The 15,789-nt window shown below is 64.8% G+C and carries 13 protein-coding genes and 2 pseudogenes; 8 read left to right on the forward strand and 7 right to left on the reverse strand.

What is annotated here, in order from left to right:
* Window positions 1-228 precede the first annotated feature (228 nt).
* Window positions 229-1,257 (reverse strand): LuxR C-terminal-related transcriptional regulator, encoded by a 1,029-nt coding sequence (locus AC1Z32_RS04485; RefSeq protein WP_483477493.1) that lies wholly within the window; start codon window positions 1,255-1,257, stop codon window positions 229-231.
* Window positions 1,258-1,539: 282 nt separating this feature from the next.
* Between AC1Z32_RS04485 and AC1Z32_RS04490 the strand changes: the two genes are divergently transcribed.
* The 4 genes and pseudogenes from AC1Z32_RS04490 to AC1Z32_RS04505 all read left to right on the forward strand — a co-directional run.
* A complete protein-coding gene (locus AC1Z32_RS04490) occupies window positions 1,540-3,183 on the forward strand; it encodes an ABC transporter substrate-binding protein (protein WP_483477494.1) in 1,644 nt (547 codons plus the stop codon).
* Between the two features lie 145 nt (window positions 3,184-3,328).
* Window positions 3,329-3,598 carry a hypothetical protein gene (locus AC1Z32_RS04495; protein WP_483477495.1) on the forward strand — a complete coding sequence of 90 codons (270 nt, stop codon included), beginning with the start codon at window positions 3,329-3,331 and terminating at the stop codon, window positions 3,596-3,598.
* A 190-nt stretch (window positions 3,599-3,788) separates the two neighbouring features.
* Window positions 3,789-4,123: pseudogene (locus AC1Z32_RS04500) on the forward strand (FdhF/YdeP family oxidoreductase); the annotation flags it as partial.
* 27 nt (window positions 4,124-4,150) lie between these two features.
* A pseudogene (locus AC1Z32_RS04505) lies at window positions 4,151-4,372 on the forward strand (cytochrome ubiquinol oxidase subunit I); the annotation flags it as partial.
* A gap of 212 nt (window positions 4,373-4,584) precedes the next feature.
* Here AC1Z32_RS04505 and AC1Z32_RS04510 read toward each other — a convergent pair.
* Window positions 4,585-4,962: a DUF3331 domain-containing protein gene (locus AC1Z32_RS04510; RefSeq protein ID WP_483477496.1), complete on the reverse strand. Its 378-nt coding sequence runs from the start codon at window positions 4,960-4,962 to the stop codon at window positions 4,585-4,587.
* Between the two features lie 10 nt (window positions 4,963-4,972).
* Window positions 4,973-5,161, reverse strand: a complete 189-nt coding sequence (locus AC1Z32_RS04515) for an AraC family transcriptional regulator (RefSeq protein WP_483477497.1) — start codon at window positions 5,159-5,161, stop codon at window positions 4,973-4,975.
* A gap of 547 nt (window positions 5,162-5,708) precedes the next feature.
* Between AC1Z32_RS04515 and AC1Z32_RS04520 the strand changes: the two genes are divergently transcribed.
* The 3 genes from AC1Z32_RS04520 to AC1Z32_RS04530 all read left to right on the forward strand — a co-directional run bounded on the left by AC1Z32_RS04520 (window position 5,709) and on the right by AC1Z32_RS04530 (window position 8,459).
* Window positions 5,709-6,050, forward strand: a complete 342-nt coding sequence (locus AC1Z32_RS04520; RefSeq protein WP_483477498.1) for a DUF4148 domain-containing protein — start codon at window positions 5,709-5,711, stop codon at window positions 6,048-6,050.
* 49 nt (window positions 6,051-6,099) lie between these two features.
* The gene (locus AC1Z32_RS04525) at window positions 6,100-6,888 is read left to right on the forward strand and encodes an alpha/beta hydrolase (protein ID WP_483477499.1); all 789 of its coding nucleotides are present in this window, start codon (window positions 6,100-6,102) and stop codon (window positions 6,886-6,888) included.
* 161 nt (window positions 6,889-7,049) lie between these two features.
* Window positions 7,050-8,459 carry an HdeD family acid-resistance protein gene (locus AC1Z32_RS04530; protein ID WP_483477500.1) on the forward strand — a complete coding sequence of 470 codons (1,410 nt, stop codon included), beginning with the start codon at window positions 7,050-7,052 and terminating at the stop codon, window positions 8,457-8,459.
* A gap of 38 nt (window positions 8,460-8,497) precedes the next feature.
* Here the strand turns inward: AC1Z32_RS04530 and AC1Z32_RS04535 are convergent, their stop codons facing one another.
* Both AC1Z32_RS04535 and AC1Z32_RS04540 read right to left on the reverse strand, forming a co-directional pair.
* On the reverse strand, window positions 8,498-9,718 hold the full coding sequence (locus tag AC1Z32_RS04535) for an NYN domain-containing protein (RefSeq protein WP_483477501.1): 1,221 nt from the start codon (window positions 9,716-9,718) through the stop codon (window positions 8,498-8,500).
* Between the two features lie 79 nt (window positions 9,719-9,797).
* Window positions 9,798-10,823: an NAD(P)H-dependent flavin oxidoreductase gene (locus AC1Z32_RS04540; RefSeq protein ID WP_483477502.1), complete on the reverse strand. Its 1,026-nt coding sequence runs from the start codon at window positions 10,821-10,823 to the stop codon at window positions 9,798-9,800.
* A 245-nt stretch (window positions 10,824-11,068) separates the two neighbouring features.
* Between AC1Z32_RS04540 and AC1Z32_RS04545 the strand changes: the two genes are divergently transcribed.
* Window positions 11,069-13,252 carry an NHL repeat-containing protein gene (locus AC1Z32_RS04545; protein ID WP_483477503.1) on the forward strand — a complete coding sequence of 728 codons (2,184 nt, stop codon included), beginning with the start codon at window positions 11,069-11,071 and terminating at the stop codon, window positions 13,250-13,252.
* 9 nt (window positions 13,253-13,261) lie between these two features.
* Here the strand turns inward: AC1Z32_RS04545 and AC1Z32_RS04550 are convergent, their stop codons facing one another.
* Window positions 13,262-13,657, reverse strand: a complete 396-nt coding sequence (locus AC1Z32_RS04550) for a polyketide cyclase (RefSeq protein ID WP_483477504.1) — start codon at window positions 13,655-13,657, stop codon at window positions 13,262-13,264.
* Between the two features lie 26 nt (window positions 13,658-13,683).
* Window positions 13,684-15,531 (reverse strand): DNA-binding protein, encoded by a 1,848-nt coding sequence (locus AC1Z32_RS04555; RefSeq protein WP_483477505.1) that lies wholly within the window; start codon window positions 15,529-15,531, stop codon window positions 13,684-13,686.
* Window positions 15,532-15,789: the final 258 nt, after the last annotated feature.

A 15,789-nucleotide genomic window follows, 5' to 3' on the forward strand; every position in this document is an offset into this window, starting at 1 on the left:
CGCGCACGTCCGTTTCGACAAGAGAATAGTGCTGAAGAATATATAAGGATATCGAAGAATTATGGCCGTTTTTCTATTGATCCATTTTGACGGACAGATTCTTCAGGGCCCCGCGTTCCGACGCCGTTCAGATGCTTCGGGAAGCGAAATGACTCGTGTATGGCCTGGGCCGCATCTAATAACGTACTCACTGGCGCGGAGAATAGCAAGCAGTTTGCAGCGCGGGAATCAGGCGCGGCGCGCCTTGTCTGCCTGCAAGCGGCTCGCGAGCAACTGGATCAGATACAGCGCGAATTCAGGCTCCTGATAATAAAGCCGGATGGCATCGGCGGCCGAAACGGTGCGCAATTCGCAATCGGTCTTGCAGACCGCCGTCGACGTGCGCCTGTGCTCCGGCGAGAACAGCCCGATCTCGCCCAGCACGGCGCCCGCGCCGAGCTCGATGCCGAGATCGGAGAGCCGTATCGTGCCGTGCTCGACATAGAACAGCGCGCCACCCGCATCGCCCTTGTGAAACAGGATCTCGCCCGGCCGGAAGCGCTGGCTCTCCATGCTCGCGAGAAAACGGCCAACCGGCGCAGCGCCGTTGACCGCCTTGCTGACCTGCGCTTCGCGGATGCTTTCGAGGCGCGCGGCGGCCGCGCTCGCCTCGCCGCGGCTCGTGACATTGAGCGCCTTGTAGATGGTCGTCAGATGCGTCTTCACCGTGGCCTCGGCCATATCGAGCTGACGCGCGATCATCTTGTTGGAGCGTCCGCGCGCGACCAGCGCAAGCACTTCGATCTGGCGCGGCGTGAGGCGCAGCGCGACATCGGGCGCGGGCGCGCCGGCTCGCGCGGCGGCCTCGGGCCCTGCGAGCGTCTCGTGCAGCCCGGCGGATACCAGCGAGCGCGGCAGGTACACGCCGCCCGCGAGCGCGAGCCGCAACGCGCCGAAGAACAACTCCGTCGAAGCCGATTTCTCCACGCATCCCGATACGCCCGTGGCCATCAGCCGGTCGACGAGCGACTGCGTCGTTTCCGCGAGCAGGACTACGACCGGCGTCGCCCGCGCGCAGGCGCGCAGCGTCTCGATCTCGGCGGCATCGTGGCGCAGCATGGCGCCGTCGATCACCACGCAGCCGGGCGCGCGATCGCCGGGCCATTGCGCGCGAAGCTCGCCGCTCACGTGGACCGCGGCATCGGGCGCGAAGTCGCGCAGCAATCGTGCGATGCCGTCGCGGCACAGTCCCGCCGGCGCTGTGAGCAATATGTCCATTCGCCATCCTTTCCTGCGACGCTGCCGCAAGGCTGTTACGTGCGATGAATCGTGCGCGCGTCGCCGATCTCATCCTATACCCGCCTCACGCGCGCGCGCACGCGTTTGCGCGCCCGATGCTTCCGCGCCACAAACGAACGTTCGACTCGCGCCGCCGCGCGCGGCGGCGCCTTGGTATGGCTAAGTTTCGGCACCTATACTGAAGCCTCGCCGAGTTGCTGCATCGGCGACGCATGCGGCCAGCGCATGCCGCTTAAGCTTCGACCTTCGAGCGATGACGACATGAACGGCCTCTTCGCGCAATGCTTTCGTGCCGGCGCCTGGAAGGCGCTGCTTCACGCGATCCTGTTGACCGGCATGCTCGCCGCCGGCCCGTGCGCCGTGGCGAAGAGTCCCGGCAAGATGCTGGTCTATTGCTCGGAAGCAAGTCCCAAGGGTTTCGACGACGCCCGATATCAGTCGAGCGTCGAGGTCACCGCCGCTGCCTATACCTTGTATGACCGCCTGGTCGAGTTGAGGCTCGACGGTTCGGATAAAACCGATCCCGGTCTCGCGGAGAGCTGGGATCGCTCGGACGACGGCCTTCAGTACACCTTCCATCTGCGGCGCGGCGTGAAATTTCATAAGACGGCCTGGTTCACGCCGACGCGCGACTTCAACGCCGACGACGTGGTCTTCACGTTCAAGCGCATGCTCGATCCCGAGAACGCGTTTCAGAAGGCTAATCGCGTCTCCATTCCATATGCCGCCGGTGTCGGCCTCGTGAAGAACGTCAGGGAAGTCGAGAAGATCGATCCGTACACGGTGCGCTTCACGCTCAACAGCATCGATGCGCCCTTCATCCAGAAAGTGGCGATGCCGTTCACGTCGATCCTCTCGAAGGAATATGCCGACGCCCTGCTCGAGAGCGGCACGGCGGACAACATCGATAAGGAGCCTATCGGCACCGGCCCGTTCGTGCTGGATGAATTCACGAAGGACGCGCAAATCACATTCCACGGCAACCCGGATTACTGGCGCTCGAATACCGTGCTCGTGAACCAGCTCAAGTTCGTCATCACGACCGATGCCAACGTGCGCCTGCAAAAGCTCAGAGCGGGCGAATGCCACGTGATGAGCTATCCGCAACCCGCAGATGTCGCGGCAATTCGCGCGGACCCGAAACTGCAGATGCCGAGCCAGGCCGGCTTCAATCTCGGTTATCTCGCCTACAACACGTCGAAGAAGCCGCTCGACGATCCCGCGGTGCGCCGCGCGCTCGACATGTCGATCGATAAGCGGGCGATTCTCGCTTCGGTGTATCAGGGCGCGGGGCAGATCGCCACCAACCCGATGCCGCCCGCGCAATGGGGCTACGACGATACGCTGAGGGATGCGCCGTTCGATCCCGCGCGCGCCAAGGCACTGCTCGCCGAAGCCGGATACCCCAACGGCTTCTCGATCAAACTCTGGGCGATGCCGGTGCAGCGCCCATACAACCCGAACGCGCGCCTCATGGCGGAAATGATTCAGGCGGACTGGCTGAAGATCGGCGTGCGGGCGGAGATCGTCACTTTCGAGTGGACGAAATACCTGAGCGGTGCGCGTGCGGGCGAGCACGAAGCGCTGCTGATCGGCTGGAGCGGAGATTACAGCGATCCCGACGACTGGCTCGGCGTGCTGCTCGGCTGCGACGCGGTGCAGGGCGGCAACTTCGCCAAGTGGTGCTACAAGCCGTTCGACGACCTGGTGAAGCAGGCGCGCGCCACCTTCGACACGCCGTTGCGCACGGCGCTGTACAAGCAGGCGCAGCAGATCTTCAAACGAGAGGTGCCGTTCACGCCGATCGCGCACGCGACCGTTTATCAACCGCTCGCGCGCAACGTACATGGTTTTCGGATCGATCCGTTCGGTCCCACGCTCTTCGGGGGCGTGTCGCTCGAATAGCGCGGCGCGTCGCTCGCCCGCCGCCGCGGCGCTTCGCGCGCATGTGGCCGGCGCTTCAAAATTCCCTCGCGGGATCGTTCTGCTCATGATGGGCGCGCGTGCCGCGCCTGCCTCTCGGGGCTTTCTGCTTCAAGCGGAGGATGTCATGAGCAAGTCCGTGATCCGCAATTTTCGTTCGTTGCGCGCGCAGGCGGAAAAGTGGCTCGCCGCGGGCAGCGACACGCCCTTGCATGTGCTGCTGTTCGGCCGAACGCCCGTCGACGGGCGGCGCTTCGTCTGCATCGAGGCGCGACAGCCCTCGGGCGCGCGCGCGCTCTTCTTCTTTCGCCATGATGACGGCGACTGGCGCGTCTTTCCTCGCCAGTCGCCACAGCCGATGATGGCGGGAGACCCGCGTCACCCGCGTTCGTGGTGACGAGCGCAGGCCGGCACGTTCCAGACGATGCGAAGTCAGCGCGCCCCTGCGCCCGGCTTGCCCGTATGGTCGCGTTGCGGGATGTCGATCGGTTTGACCTCGACGAGCGCGGTGCGGTCTTTCTTCATTTCCAGCTTCTTCGCTGTTCCCGGCGATACATCGACGATTCGATCCCGCGCGTAAGGACTGCGTGCTCGATATCGAGTTCGTCGAAGCTCATATGCATGGCATCGATGCGCTGGGACGCGATCGAGCGGCACGCCGGCCTCACGCGCGCCCGAGATCACCAACGCGGCGAACATTTATATGCGCGCCGAAAACGCGATCCTCGTGTACGGAATGAGCATCACGCAGCATTGGCGCGGCACGAAAGCCGTGCAGCAGATTGCGAATCCGGCGCTGCTGCGCGGCAATGTCGGACGGCCGGGCGCAGGCATTTGTCCGGTGCGCGGACATTCGCAGGTGCAGGGCAATCGCACGGTGGGCTTCACGCCGCCCGCAAATCATGGCAACGATGTAGCCGCCATGCGCTTCAACACGGGAACGCTCACCATGCTTGATCACATACTCGACCTGTCGCGCGTGCAGTTTGCGATGACCGCGATCTTTCACACCCTCTGGCCGATTCTCACTATCGGCCTTTGCGCCTTTCTGCTCGCGCCGGACTTCGCGGTCGGCGTCGTGAGCGGCATTCCGATGAAGTTTCAGTTCGGCACCAACCGGACGGGCTTTTCGCAATACAGCGGGCAATTCATCGGCGATATTCTCCGCTTCGCTTTAATCCCGCCACGGTGTGGGGCGTGTCGCAGTTGTGGGTCGCGGCCATCGAAACTGGCATGTTCGGGTCGCACGGCGCCGGCTGCGCGCCGGACCCGATCACACCCTCACGCCGCCCGCGAACATGGCCGGACAAACAAAGGCGACGAACACCATCGCCGGTTATTGAACTCTAAAGTTCAACGCATGTTTTATGGCCCTTGGACCCTTCACAACGACGCCGCCTGATCCAGCACCGACGCGAGAATCATCGCACCGGCATTACCCGGCACGGGCCGCGGGTTCGGTCCATACACCTGATCGCCCGGACGGATCTCACATCCGCTCATCGCGCACACGCCAGCGGTGCGCGCGCGCATCGCGCGCCACACCTGGTCGCCATAACAACAGCGCGTCGAGTCGCGCCATTCGATCGTCGCGGTCGTCGTGGACGGACGTTCGATCAGCTTCACGGCGACGCGGCGATCGCCGGCCTGAACGAAGGGACGCCTGAGCGACGGCGCCTCGAAGGTCACACCCTCACTCAACGCGGTCAATTGGAAGATCGTTTGAGCCCACGGATCGAGGGCGATTGCAGCTTCAGCCATGTTCGGCTCCTTATCGAACGAATGCGTGCGATCGATCCGCCCGGAACGCCTCGAGCGTCGTCGTTTGCCAGTGCTTCGGCGTGGCGCCGACCGGGCGTTTGAAGACCGTGGTGAAATGCGTCTGTGAGCGCAAGCCGCAGCAGAACGCCACGTCGAACATGCTGTGGTTCGATGTGGGCGAAAGCAGGTTGAGAGTCATGATCGGTCCATGGCAAACAATGAAGTTGTGCGCCGATCGAAAGACCGGCATCGCGATGACTCAAAGTTAATCAACCGCAAACACCCCGCCTAGCCGTACATACGGTTGACGACCCCGCCCAATGGTTGAGTCAACCTATATCAAGGTTTAATTCCCGCGTTCAGAGCGCGCTCGACACGCTCGCCAACGAAGCGCAAAACCAGCAACGCGCCACAGCGACAGCGGAGCTTTCTCATCGCGCGGAGATAACACCTTCGTATGAGCCTTTCAGCCACGCGCATGAGGCAGCTCATGCGCGCGTCCCATGCGACACAGCCGGACGGTCAGGCAATCGATGCGAACATCATGCGAACGTTTGGCGGATGCACCGATGGTTGGTGCCGGCACCCTCCTTCGTAGGTGTATTCGACGCGCGATCGAGCTTATACAGTGTCATCAAGGTCGCGATACGAATACGGACCAACGGCCTTAACCATGGAATTCGAAGAAGCGATTTTATTTCGGATGCCAAATTATGAAGCTATCTCAATCCACCTTGGAGTCGATCATGAACAAGTATCTCGTCAGCCTGACCCTCGTTGCCGCCACGCTCGCCGCTCCCGCTCTCGCCTTCGCGCAGTCGAACGGTCCCGTCACGCGTGCACAGGTTCGCGCCGATCTCGTCGCTGTCGAAAAGGCGGGCTACAACCCCGCGGTCGCGAGCGATCCGTACTACCCCGCCGACATTCAAGCGGCCGAAGCGAAGGTCGCCGCGCAACATGCCGATGCCGCGCAAGCCTATGGCGGCGCGCAAACGGGCACGAGCGCATCGGGTGTCTCGAAGCATGCCGCGATGAAGAACACATGCGTCGGGCCGATCGAATTCTGCCAGCCGTATTTCGGCAGCTAATGCGCGCATCCGGATCGCTGATTTCTCATTCGCATAAGCGGAGCTTTTCATGAAGCGAATCTTGCAAGCAGCTTCCGCCCTGGCGTTGTCCGCCGGTGTGTTCGCATCGACGGGCGCGATGGCTCAGGATGCCGCTCATGCGCCGGTCAGGAACATCGTTCTTGTCCATGGCGCGTGGGTCGACGGCTCGGGCTGGAAGCCGGTCTACGACATCCTGACAAGGGACGGCTATCACGTCACGATGGTGCAGGAGCCCCTGACCTCGCTCGAAGCCGATGTCGCCGCGACCAGGCGTGTGCTCGACCTGCAGAACGGCCCGGCGATTCTCGTCGGCCACAGCTACGGCGGGTCGGTCATCACGGAGGCCGGAGTGCATCCCAACGTGGCTGGCCTCGTCTATGTCGCGGCGCATGCGCCGGACGTGGGCGAGGACGAAGGCACGCTCGGCAAGAAAACGCCCAGCTTCCTCGCGAAGCAGACGGGCGCCGTGGAAAAGACGGCGGACGGCTACACGTATCTGAACCCCGCCGTCTTCCCGAAAGACTTCGCCGCGGATCTGCCGCTCCGGCAGGCCCGCTTCGAATCGCACTCGCAGATGCTCACTTCGGCGCAGGTCTTCACGACGCCGCTGACGGCCGCGGCGTGGACCTCGAAGCCGAGCTGGGGCATCGTGGCGGGCAGCGACAAGATCATCAATCCGGATCTCGAGCGCTGGTACTACGAGCGCGCGCACAGTCACATGACGGTCATTCCGGGCGCGAGCCACTCCGTGTATGAATCGAAGCCGCAGCAGGTCGCGGCGGTGATCGAAGATGCCGCGAAGCATGCGGTTCAGTAAGTGACGCATACGCGGCTGTCGTGCATCGCGCATGACGGCCGCGCACATTCGTCTGCGTAATCAAACGCGCCCGCGCTTGCCGCTTCATCCGTCAATGCCTTAAATAGTGTGTGACCGCGCATGTCCCGCTTCAGGCATCGAACGATCAGACGGAGGAAGCAATGGTTCGTCTCGTGATGATTCTCCTCGGCGTCGACTACCTGCGCAGCCGCTGGCGCTCGGTGATGACGCTCGGGCTGCTCAGCATCGCGCTCGGCGTGGTCATCTTCACCGACGCGCTCGACGGCGCGCTCTACTTCCCCATCGTGCCCTTCGCGCTCATCATGCTGCTCGAAGGTCTCGCCACGCTGGCCGTCGCGTGGACCGGCATCGGCGGACAGCGCAAGCTGCGCCACGTGAAAGGCGCGACGTTCTGCGTCTCGGCGCTGCTCGTGCTGATCGGCGGCGAGCATGGCAACTTCGTGCTGTCGCTCATCTTCGGCACGCTCTTTCTGGTCGATGGCGCATTGCAGATCGTCTCGGCGCGCGTGGTCCGCTTTCGCCGATGGCGGCTCGCGACAGCGGGCGGCGTGCTCGAAATCGCCATCGCGATCTTCTTCTATCAGCCGTATCCCGATCACTATGCGGGCACCGTCGCGTACTGCGTCGCGTTCGGGCTTTTCTTCGGCGGCTGGAACATGATCCTGCTCGCAGCGCGCGTGCGGCGCCTGGCGGCGAATCCGGCGGCGGAAGACCCGGCGGATGTGGCTGCATCGGAAGTCGCGATGCGCGCCGCATCGTCATTTTCCGGCGCCGTCTGGGACGGACCGCCCGCGCCCCATGAAGCCGCGTTGACCGTGCATGTGTGGACGCCCGTCGGCACGGCGAAGTCGCAGCCGCGCAGGCAATTGATCGTCGACCGCTATATCGCCGCGGTCGATAGAAACGGCACCATCTCCACCGGCCACGCCGCGCTGGAAACGCCCGAGGGCGTGTATATCAGCCTCTATCCCGCCGTCGAGATCGACCGTTCGCCGAACGAATTCACGCGCACGCTGCGCGCGACACGCGAGAACGATGTGCCCGGCCTCTTTCAGCCGGACTATGCGACCGAATCGAAGGCCTGGTGTCCGTCGACTGAGCAGGTCCGCATCCGCAACTATGATCCGGTACGGCTCGAACGTTTCTGGCAGGAATATCGCCGCGACGCAACGTATAACCTCACGTATCGCAACTGTTCGAGCTCGGTCGCGCGTGCGCTGGAAGCGGCGATCGAGGGCGCGTCGGCGCGCGTGTGGGGCAAGGGCGGCGGATGGAAGCCGCTCCTGCGCATCATGGCGACGCCCGAGCTGTGGGTCGCGGCGCAAGTGAGGAAGCGCGCGGCGACGATGGCCTGGACGCCCGGCCTCACGCTCGATTACGCGCGTGCGCTCAGCATGCTCGCGGACCCGCGGCATTCGGGCTGGGTGAAGATGGCGCGCATCGCGGTCGCGACGATGTATCGCTCGCGGCAACGCTGGCGCGCCGAAGAGCATGCGGCGGCGCACGCGCGGGACGCCGCTTCGGTGACGGCGGAGCAAGGTCCGGGTTGAACGGCGTCGGCCTCTGCGCGTGACGCGGCTCGCGCTGCTTACTGCTCGCTTGCCTTATCGACAGCCTTGCGCGAACGGCTGCCGCGCGAAGACGGCTTGCGCGGCGGCTTTGCCGCTTCCGCTTCGACGACCGCTTCGCCTGCGGCTTCCTGCTGCACATCGAGTGCACTCGGTTTCGGCGCCGTCTTGCGCGCGCGACGCGGCGCGGCGGCCCGTTTCCGCGCGGGCGCGGGCGCGACTTCGGCTTCGGCTTGCGGCTCGGCCATTTGCTGCTCGGGCATGTGCGGCTCGACGATCGCCGGCGCTTCTTCCATGGCGGCTACGGGCTCCGGCGCGGGCATGGGCGCCTGCTTGCGTGCGCCGCGCTTGTTGCGACGGTTTCCGTTCCCCGTCGCCTCGTGTTCTCTTGTAGCCGCCGCCTCGGCTGGCCTGACATCCACCGCCGCGACCTGCGCGGAGCGGAACACGAACGCGCCGGATTTATCGTCGCGGCCAACTTCCAAAAGGCCGCGCGATTGCGCTTCGTCGAGCAGATTGCCGAACGCGCGAAAGCCGTATTGCGTTTCGCTGAAGCCCGGCTTGCGCCGCTTGATCGCGCTTTTCAATACCGATGCCCAGATCTTGCCGCTTTCGCCGCGCTCCGATGCGAGCGCCTCGAAGGTTTCGACCGCGATCGCAATAGCCTGCGACTTGCGCGACTCCGTCTCCGGCTTCGGCTGCCGCTCTTCATCGGACGCGCGTTTCGCTTCGCGCTGCTCGCGCTTGGCGATGGCGCGTTGCTGCTCGCGCACGAGGTCGTCGTAGAAGATGAATTCGTCGCAGTTCGCGACGAGCAGATCGGACGTCGATTGCTTCACGCCCACGCCGATCACCTTCTTCGCGTTCTCGCGCAGCTTCGACACGAGCGGCGAGAAGTCGGAATCCCCGCTGATGATGACGAAGGTATCGACGTGCGACTTGGTATAGCAGAGATCGAGCGCATCGACGACGAGGCGGATATCCGCCGAATTCTTGCCCGACTGGCGCACGTGCGGAATCTCGATCATCTCGAAACTGGCCTCGTGCATCGCCGATTTGAAGCCCTTGTAGCGGTCCCAGTCGCAATAAGCTTTCTTGACGACGATGCTTCCCTTCAGCAACAGGCGTTCCAGCACGGGTTTGATATCGAACTTCTCGTACTTCGCATCGCGAACGCCGAGCGCGACGTTCTCGAAATCGCAGAACAACGCCATGCTGACGCTTTCCTGAGGTCCAGCCATATGATTCTCCAGCTCGTGCGGCATGTTTGGAATGCGCACATGATAGCTTGTCGGCGCGTGGGCGAAGGTAATGCGCGCGTCAGGGCAAGTGTCTCGCCAGCAGATCGTCGAGTGTTTCGTGCGCTTCGCGCATGAGTCGCTCGACGACTTCGCCCGCCGAGATCCGCTCATTCACCAGCGCCGACGATTCCCCCGCGAAGAGCGCCATCTTTTCCAGATCGCCGGTGGTCGAGCGCAGCGGCGAAACCGTGCTGTACTTTTCGACCGCGCCCCATTCGTCGTGCGCAACGATCTCACGCGGCAGCGCATACGGATCGTTGCCGAAGAGATGATCGCTCGACGCATCCGTCACGCTGTTGGCAAGCACGCGCACCGGCGAACCGGCAGGCCAGTTGATCGCGTAGATATCGGTGTGGACGGTGTCGCCCGCGCGCGCGTCGATCACGCGTTGCTTGTGATACTCATGCGCGTACGATTCGTGCGTCGTGAGGAAGACGGTGCCGCAATGAATGCCGCTCGCGCCCAGTGCGAGCGCCGCGACGAGTCCCGCGCCCGTCGCGATGCCGCCCGATGCCGCGACCGGCACGCGCGTGTGCGCGGCGATTTCGGGCAGCAGCGTCATGATGCCGGTCGAGCCGCGCACGTGCCCGCCCGCCTCCACGCCCTGCGCGATGATCACATCGGCGCCCGCCTTTTCCGCGCGCAGCGCGTCCTCGAGCGAGCCGACCTGATACAGCACGAGCGCGCCGCTGTCCTTCACGCGCGCAACAATATCGGGGTACACGTCCCAGAAAAAGCACAGCGCCGGCACGCGCAATTCGAGGCATGCGTCGAGTTCGGCGGCCAGCAGTCCGGGCTTCGTGCCCGCGGGAATCAGATTCACGCCGAATGGCCGATCCGTCGCGGCACGCACCGCGGCGACTTCGTTCGCGATCGTCTCCGGCGATTCGCGCACCATGCCGAGCAGGCCGAAGCCTCCCGCATTCGACACGGCCGACGCGAGCTCGGCGCGCGCGGGCCCGCCCATTCCGGCGGAGATGATCGGATAGCGGCAGCCGAGCACACGGCTCAGCTCGGTATCGAATGGCGCAGCGTTCGCGGTCATATCGGCCTCGCGCGGATGAACGGTCCGAACGCGGGTGACGGACCCTCGCCAAGCCTAGTCCCGCCGCGCCCCGCTTTCAAGGTGGCGGAAACCTTGGCCGGGCCGCGCTTGTCCATCATGCTTGCGCCGGGATGCGGGACGATTGTCCGCCCGGCACGCTTTTCGTGCATGCGCTCGCGCGTCTCAAGCATCCCGTCAGCGCGCCGATAAGCACGACAACAGCCTTTGAAGCAAGGATGCGGGCAATGAAACTGCTGGCCCTTTTGATGAGCGCACTGGCCGCGCTCGCTCTCGCGCCGCACGCGCAAGCCGCGGGCGCGCAGCTGAGCTACACGACCTCGTGGATCGGCAACACGTTCGGCAACGGCGACGGCAAATGGATGCAGCAGGACATCCAGGCGCTGCACGTCGCGCCGGACGGCACCGTCTACACCAACTCGCCGTGGGACGAAAGCGGCGCCGAGATCGCCGCGTATCGCAACGGCGACCGTATCGCGGTCGCGGGCGCGACGCATGGCTGGGGCGCGGCGGGCGGCGATGCGGTGACATCGAACGGCGCGTATCTCTATGCCGCGATGTCCATCGGCAATCAGAACGGCGGTCTCGTCGGCGCGGACTATCCGCCGAACGGCTATACATGGTTCGGCATCACGCGGCGCGCGATCGGCAATATCGCACAGGGCGCGCCGTTCACGGGCGGCGCGGGCAACAGCGCGAACGCGACGAAGAACAGCTTCCTGATCGTCGATACGGTTCCCGCGGGCACCGATGCCGGCATACGCGGTCTTGCCGCGAACGACAGCGAGCTATTCGTCTCGGACCAGTACGCGAACCGCATCATCGTGTTCGATGCCGCCACGATGCGGCGCAAGCGCGCCTTCGATGTCGCATCGCCGGGGCGCATCGAGCTCGACCGCGATGGCTCGCTCTGGGTCATCGCCGGCGCGCTGACGGGCCAGCCGCGCGTCGCGCATTATTCGGCGGCGGGCGCGCTGCTCGGCGGCGCGCCGGTTCTGCCCGCCGGCACCGTGCCCGCCGACATCGCCATGTCGGCGGCAGGCGATCTCTACATCGCCGATACCGGACCCGCGCAGCAGATCCTCACGTACAGGAAGACGGCCGCATCGGCATTGCAGGCGGGCACGCCCATCGGCACGCTGAACGGCGTGAATCACGCGCCCGCGGGCATGATCGACGCGGGACGCTTCAACTTCGTGACAGGCATCGGTTTCGATGCGGCGGGCAATCTGTATGTCGGCCAGAACGGCGAAGGCCCGCGCGGCCTGAACTCGGCTTCGGTCGGAAGCGGCGCGGTGCTGCAGGCGTTCAAGGGCGCGTCGCGGTCGCTGCTGTGGGAGCTGGACGGCCTCGTGTTCGTCGATGGCGCGGCCACCGACCCCGGCGCGCCCGACACGGTCTACACCGGCTCGAAAATCTTCACGATGGACTGGACGAAGCCGCCCGGCAAACAGTGGACCTACAGCGCCTATACGGTCGACCGCTTCACCTATCCGGATGATCCCGAACTGCACATCGGGCGCGGCGTGCGCGGCGAGCCGATGGTGCGGCGGCTCAACGGCAACCGCCCATATCTTTACACGCTCGATCCGTACTCGCACGAGTTGTACGTGCATCGCTTCGATACGGCGCACGGCAGCATCGCGATTCCGTCGGGAATGTTCGCGCAAGGCAACATCGGCGGCGGCTTTCCGGCGAATCAGCCGGGTTGGGGCGAATGGATGTGGCGCGACATCGACGGCGACGGACGCCTCGGCGACAACGAATACACCGGCAATCCATCGACGGGCAGCACGGTCGGCAACAGCTTCATGTGGGTGGATTCGGCGGGCGCCGTCTGGTTCAGCACGCCGACGAGCGGCATTCGCCAAATGCCCATTCAAAACTTCGATGCATTCGGCAATCCGGTCTATTCGTACGCCGCGTCGAAAACTTTCGCGATGCCCGCGCCCTTCACGCGCATCGGGCGCGTGCTGTACGTCGCCGAGACGGACACGATGTACGTGTCAGGCTTCACGCAGTCGATTCCGTACGACGCGGCCCGCTGGAAAGAAGCCGGCCCCACGCTCGCGCGCTACGACAACTGGAGCACGGGCGCGCCCGTGATGACGTACGCGATCGCGCTTCCGTGGGACACGGCGAGCACGCCGCCGGTGACGACAGTCGGCGTGGCCACGGCGGGCGACTATCTGTTCGTCGCCGAGCTCTTTACGCAGAAAGTGAATGTGTACGATGCGCGCACCGGCTCGGCCGTCGGTTATATGACGCCGGGCGCGAATGTTGGCGGCACGAGCGGTTATGTCGATGTGGAACTCGGCATCAGCGCGACGCGGCGCGCGAACGGCGAGTATGTCGTCCTGCTGGAAGACGACGCGCGCGCGAAGATCCTGATGTATCAGTGGACTCCGTGAGCCGTCGGTTCAGGGCTTGGCGTAACGCGCGGCGAGCGTGGCGAGGTCGCGGCGGACCCAGTCGGCATCGGCGGCGAACTTTATTTCGGTCATGCCGGGTTGACGGAACAGCGTGAGCGCCACTTCAGCGCCCGCGCCGTTCTGATAGACGCGCAATGGAACGTAGACTTCCGCGCCATCCGGCAGATACACGCGATGATCCATGATGCCGAACGCGTTATGGTCCGTGAAGCGGATCGTCACGTCGCCTTCGGGACCGTGCGCGCGCCAGTGATCGCCCATGTCTTCGAGCGTCGACCGGGCAAGCCCCGACGCCCACGTCGGAAAGACTTCAGGACGCCAGATGGCGTCATAGAGCTCGCGCCAGTCGCGATCGATCGTCACGGTGATGGTCTGCGTTTCCATGTCACATGAGCATTGTCACATGAGCGTCACGTTTCGATCTTCGACATGACCGCGGTGGCCGGATCGTAGCGATAGCCCTTCTGCGCGAGTTGCTGCGCCATCTTGTCGCCGATCACCTTTTGCTGCGCCTCGCGGAACACGAGTTCATGATCCGGCTTCAGGCGCTCCAGTTCGACCGCGAGCCTGCGCATCAGCGCGACTTCGCCGGTGCTGCGGGCATCGATGAACAGGTTCTTCTCGTTGGCCACGTCGAGGCGCTGGCGCAGGTCTTTCGCATACGTGACCCATTGCTCGGCGTTGGCGCGCAGGTCGTCGTAGGCCTTCGAATGCGCCTTGGCCTGCGCCGAGACCTGACGCTGCAACGAAGCGAGTTCCGACTCTTCGCCCTGCTCTTTCTCGACGAGACGCTTCGCGAGATCGGTCGCGTTTTTCTCCGCGGACTCGGCACGCTCGCGCAATGCGTTGATATCGTTCGATACGCGCGCGAGTTCGGCGCCTTGCTCGGCCTTTTCTTCCATCAACGTGCTGATGCGCTTGCGGGCTTCGTCCAGTTCGCCGCCGACGCGGCCTACGTGATCGCGCTGCGCCGATATTTCCGCGCTGCGCGCCGCCGCGTTTTCGCGCTCCATCTCCAGCGCGCCGCGAGCCTCGTTCAGTTCGGCTTCCAGCGCGGCCACGCGCGCGAGGCTTTCGCTCGCCTGCGCCTCGGCGGCCTGCGCGCGCGACTGCGCGGCGCTCGCATCCTGCGACCAGCGCTCGGCTTGCGCCGACTTGTCCTGCGCCGCCAGGCTCAACGCCTCGTGCTGCTGCCGCGCCTCGTCGCGCTCGCCAGCGATGCGCGCGAGTTCATCGTCCTTGCCCGACATCAGCGCGTGCAGTTCTGCGTGATCCTGACGCGCGCGGTCCCGCTCCTCTGCGATGCGCGCGAGCGCTTCGTCCTTGCCCGCGATCGATGCGTGCGCCTCTTCGTGCTGCTGACGCGCCTGCTCCAGCTCCGCCGCGACACGCGCGAGCGCTTCGTCCTTGCCCGCGATCGATGCGTGCGCCTCTTCGTGCTGCCGACGCGCCTGATCCAGGTCCGCCGTGATGCGCGCGAACTCTTCGTCCTTGCCCGACATCAACGCATGCAGTTCCGCATGCGCCTGACGCGCGTGATCGCGCTCGCCAGCGATGCCCGCGATCGACGCGTGCGCCTCTTCGTGCTGCTGGCGAGCGTGATCCAGTTCCGCCGCGATCCGCGCGAGCTCTTCATCCTTGCCCGACAGCGCCGCGTTCGACGCCTCGTTCGCATGACGCTGCTCCTCGAGCGACGCCTTCACGGCGGCAAGCTCGGACTGCTCCGCCGCCGCGCGCTGCGCCGCTTCCTCGACGCGCGTCTCGGCGGTCTGCGCGCGCGCCGTGGCCGTGCCGAGTTCGTCACGCAGGCGCGCCGCAGACTCTTCCGATGCACGCAGCGCGCTCATCGTGTCCGTCATCTGCTGACGACTCTTCGCGGCCTCGTCGCCGGTCTTCTCGAATTCGGAGAGCGCCTCGTCGCGCTCCACGAGCGCGGTCGAGAGCCGCTGGTTGAGGGCGGAAAGCCGCTGGCCGGAGAACCGTTCGGTTTCGTCGCGCGAGACCGTCCAGAGACGGCGCGCGACGTTCACGAGTGTTTCGGCGAGGTCGTCGGGAAGTCCCGTGGGCGCCTGCTGCTCGGGCACGCCCGGTTGACGCGCTTCGCGCCAGCGCTGCAGGCCGGCCGCGATGGCGACGATCGAGCCGCCTTTCGCTTCCGTCCAAACGGTGACGGGGGAAACCTTGCGGCCTTCTTCGGTCAGGCGATCGGCAATCGATGCGATCTGCTCGTCGGTGATGTTGTCTACGTCTGGGGGCATAAGCGCCTCGAAAATCAATGGCGTCGCACGCAAAAAACTGCGATACGCTGTTACATTCCGCGGAATCCGCGCATGGCGGAAAGGGATGATACCCATTTTCCGCGCTCCCACATTCGCAGCACGTCATATACCGTCAAAAATGGGCTTTTGCAGGCGAGAGTGTATCGCTTGCATGGCCATGATTTCGGGGTGCAACACGTTATTAACAAAAACGTATCGGCCATGAGCAGAGCGCCCGGACGGCCGATCCGTCCGGGC

The organism is Caballeronia sp. 11_S32 (assembly GCF_056930355.1).

Coding starts and splice junctions, on each gene's coding strand:
- AC1Z32_RS04485 (WP_483477493.1), bottom strand. CDS start 1,257: ATGGACATATTGCTCACAGCGCCGGCGGGACTGTGCCGCGACGGCATC.
- AC1Z32_RS04490 (WP_483477494.1), top strand. CDS start 1,540: ATGAACGGCCTCTTCGCGCAATGCTTTCGTGCCGGCGCCTGGAAGGCG.
- AC1Z32_RS04495 (WP_483477495.1), top strand. CDS start 3,329: ATGAGCAAGTCCGTGATCCGCAATTTTCGTTCGTTGCGCGCGCAGGCG.
- AC1Z32_RS04510 (WP_483477496.1), bottom strand. CDS start 4,962: ATGGCTGAAGCTGCAATCGCCCTCGATCCGTGGGCTCAAACGATCTTC.
- AC1Z32_RS04515 (WP_483477497.1), bottom strand. CDS start 5,161: ATGACTCTCAACCTGCTTTCGCCCACATCGAACCACAGCATGTTCGAC.
- AC1Z32_RS04520 (WP_483477498.1), top strand. CDS start 5,709: ATGAACAAGTATCTCGTCAGCCTGACCCTCGTTGCCGCCACGCTCGCC.
- AC1Z32_RS04525 (WP_483477499.1), top strand. CDS start 6,100: ATGAAGCGAATCTTGCAAGCAGCTTCCGCCCTGGCGTTGTCCGCCGGT.
- AC1Z32_RS04530 (WP_483477500.1), top strand. CDS start 7,050: ATGGTTCGTCTCGTGATGATTCTCCTCGGCGTCGACTACCTGCGCAGC.
- AC1Z32_RS04535 (WP_483477501.1), bottom strand. CDS start 9,718: ATGGCTGGACCTCAGGAAAGCGTCAGCATGGCGTTGTTCTGCGATTTC.
- AC1Z32_RS04540 (WP_483477502.1), bottom strand. CDS start 10,823: ATGACCGCGAACGCTGCGCCATTCGATACCGAGCTGAGCCGTGTGCTC.
- AC1Z32_RS04545 (WP_483477503.1), top strand. CDS start 11,069: ATGAAACTGCTGGCCCTTTTGATGAGCGCACTGGCCGCGCTCGCTCTC.
- AC1Z32_RS04550 (WP_483477504.1), bottom strand. CDS start 13,657: ATGGAAACGCAGACCATCACCGTGACGATCGATCGCGACTGGCGCGAG.
- AC1Z32_RS04555 (WP_483477505.1), bottom strand. CDS start 15,531: ATGCCCCCAGACGTAGACAACATCACCGACGAGCAGATCGCATCGATT.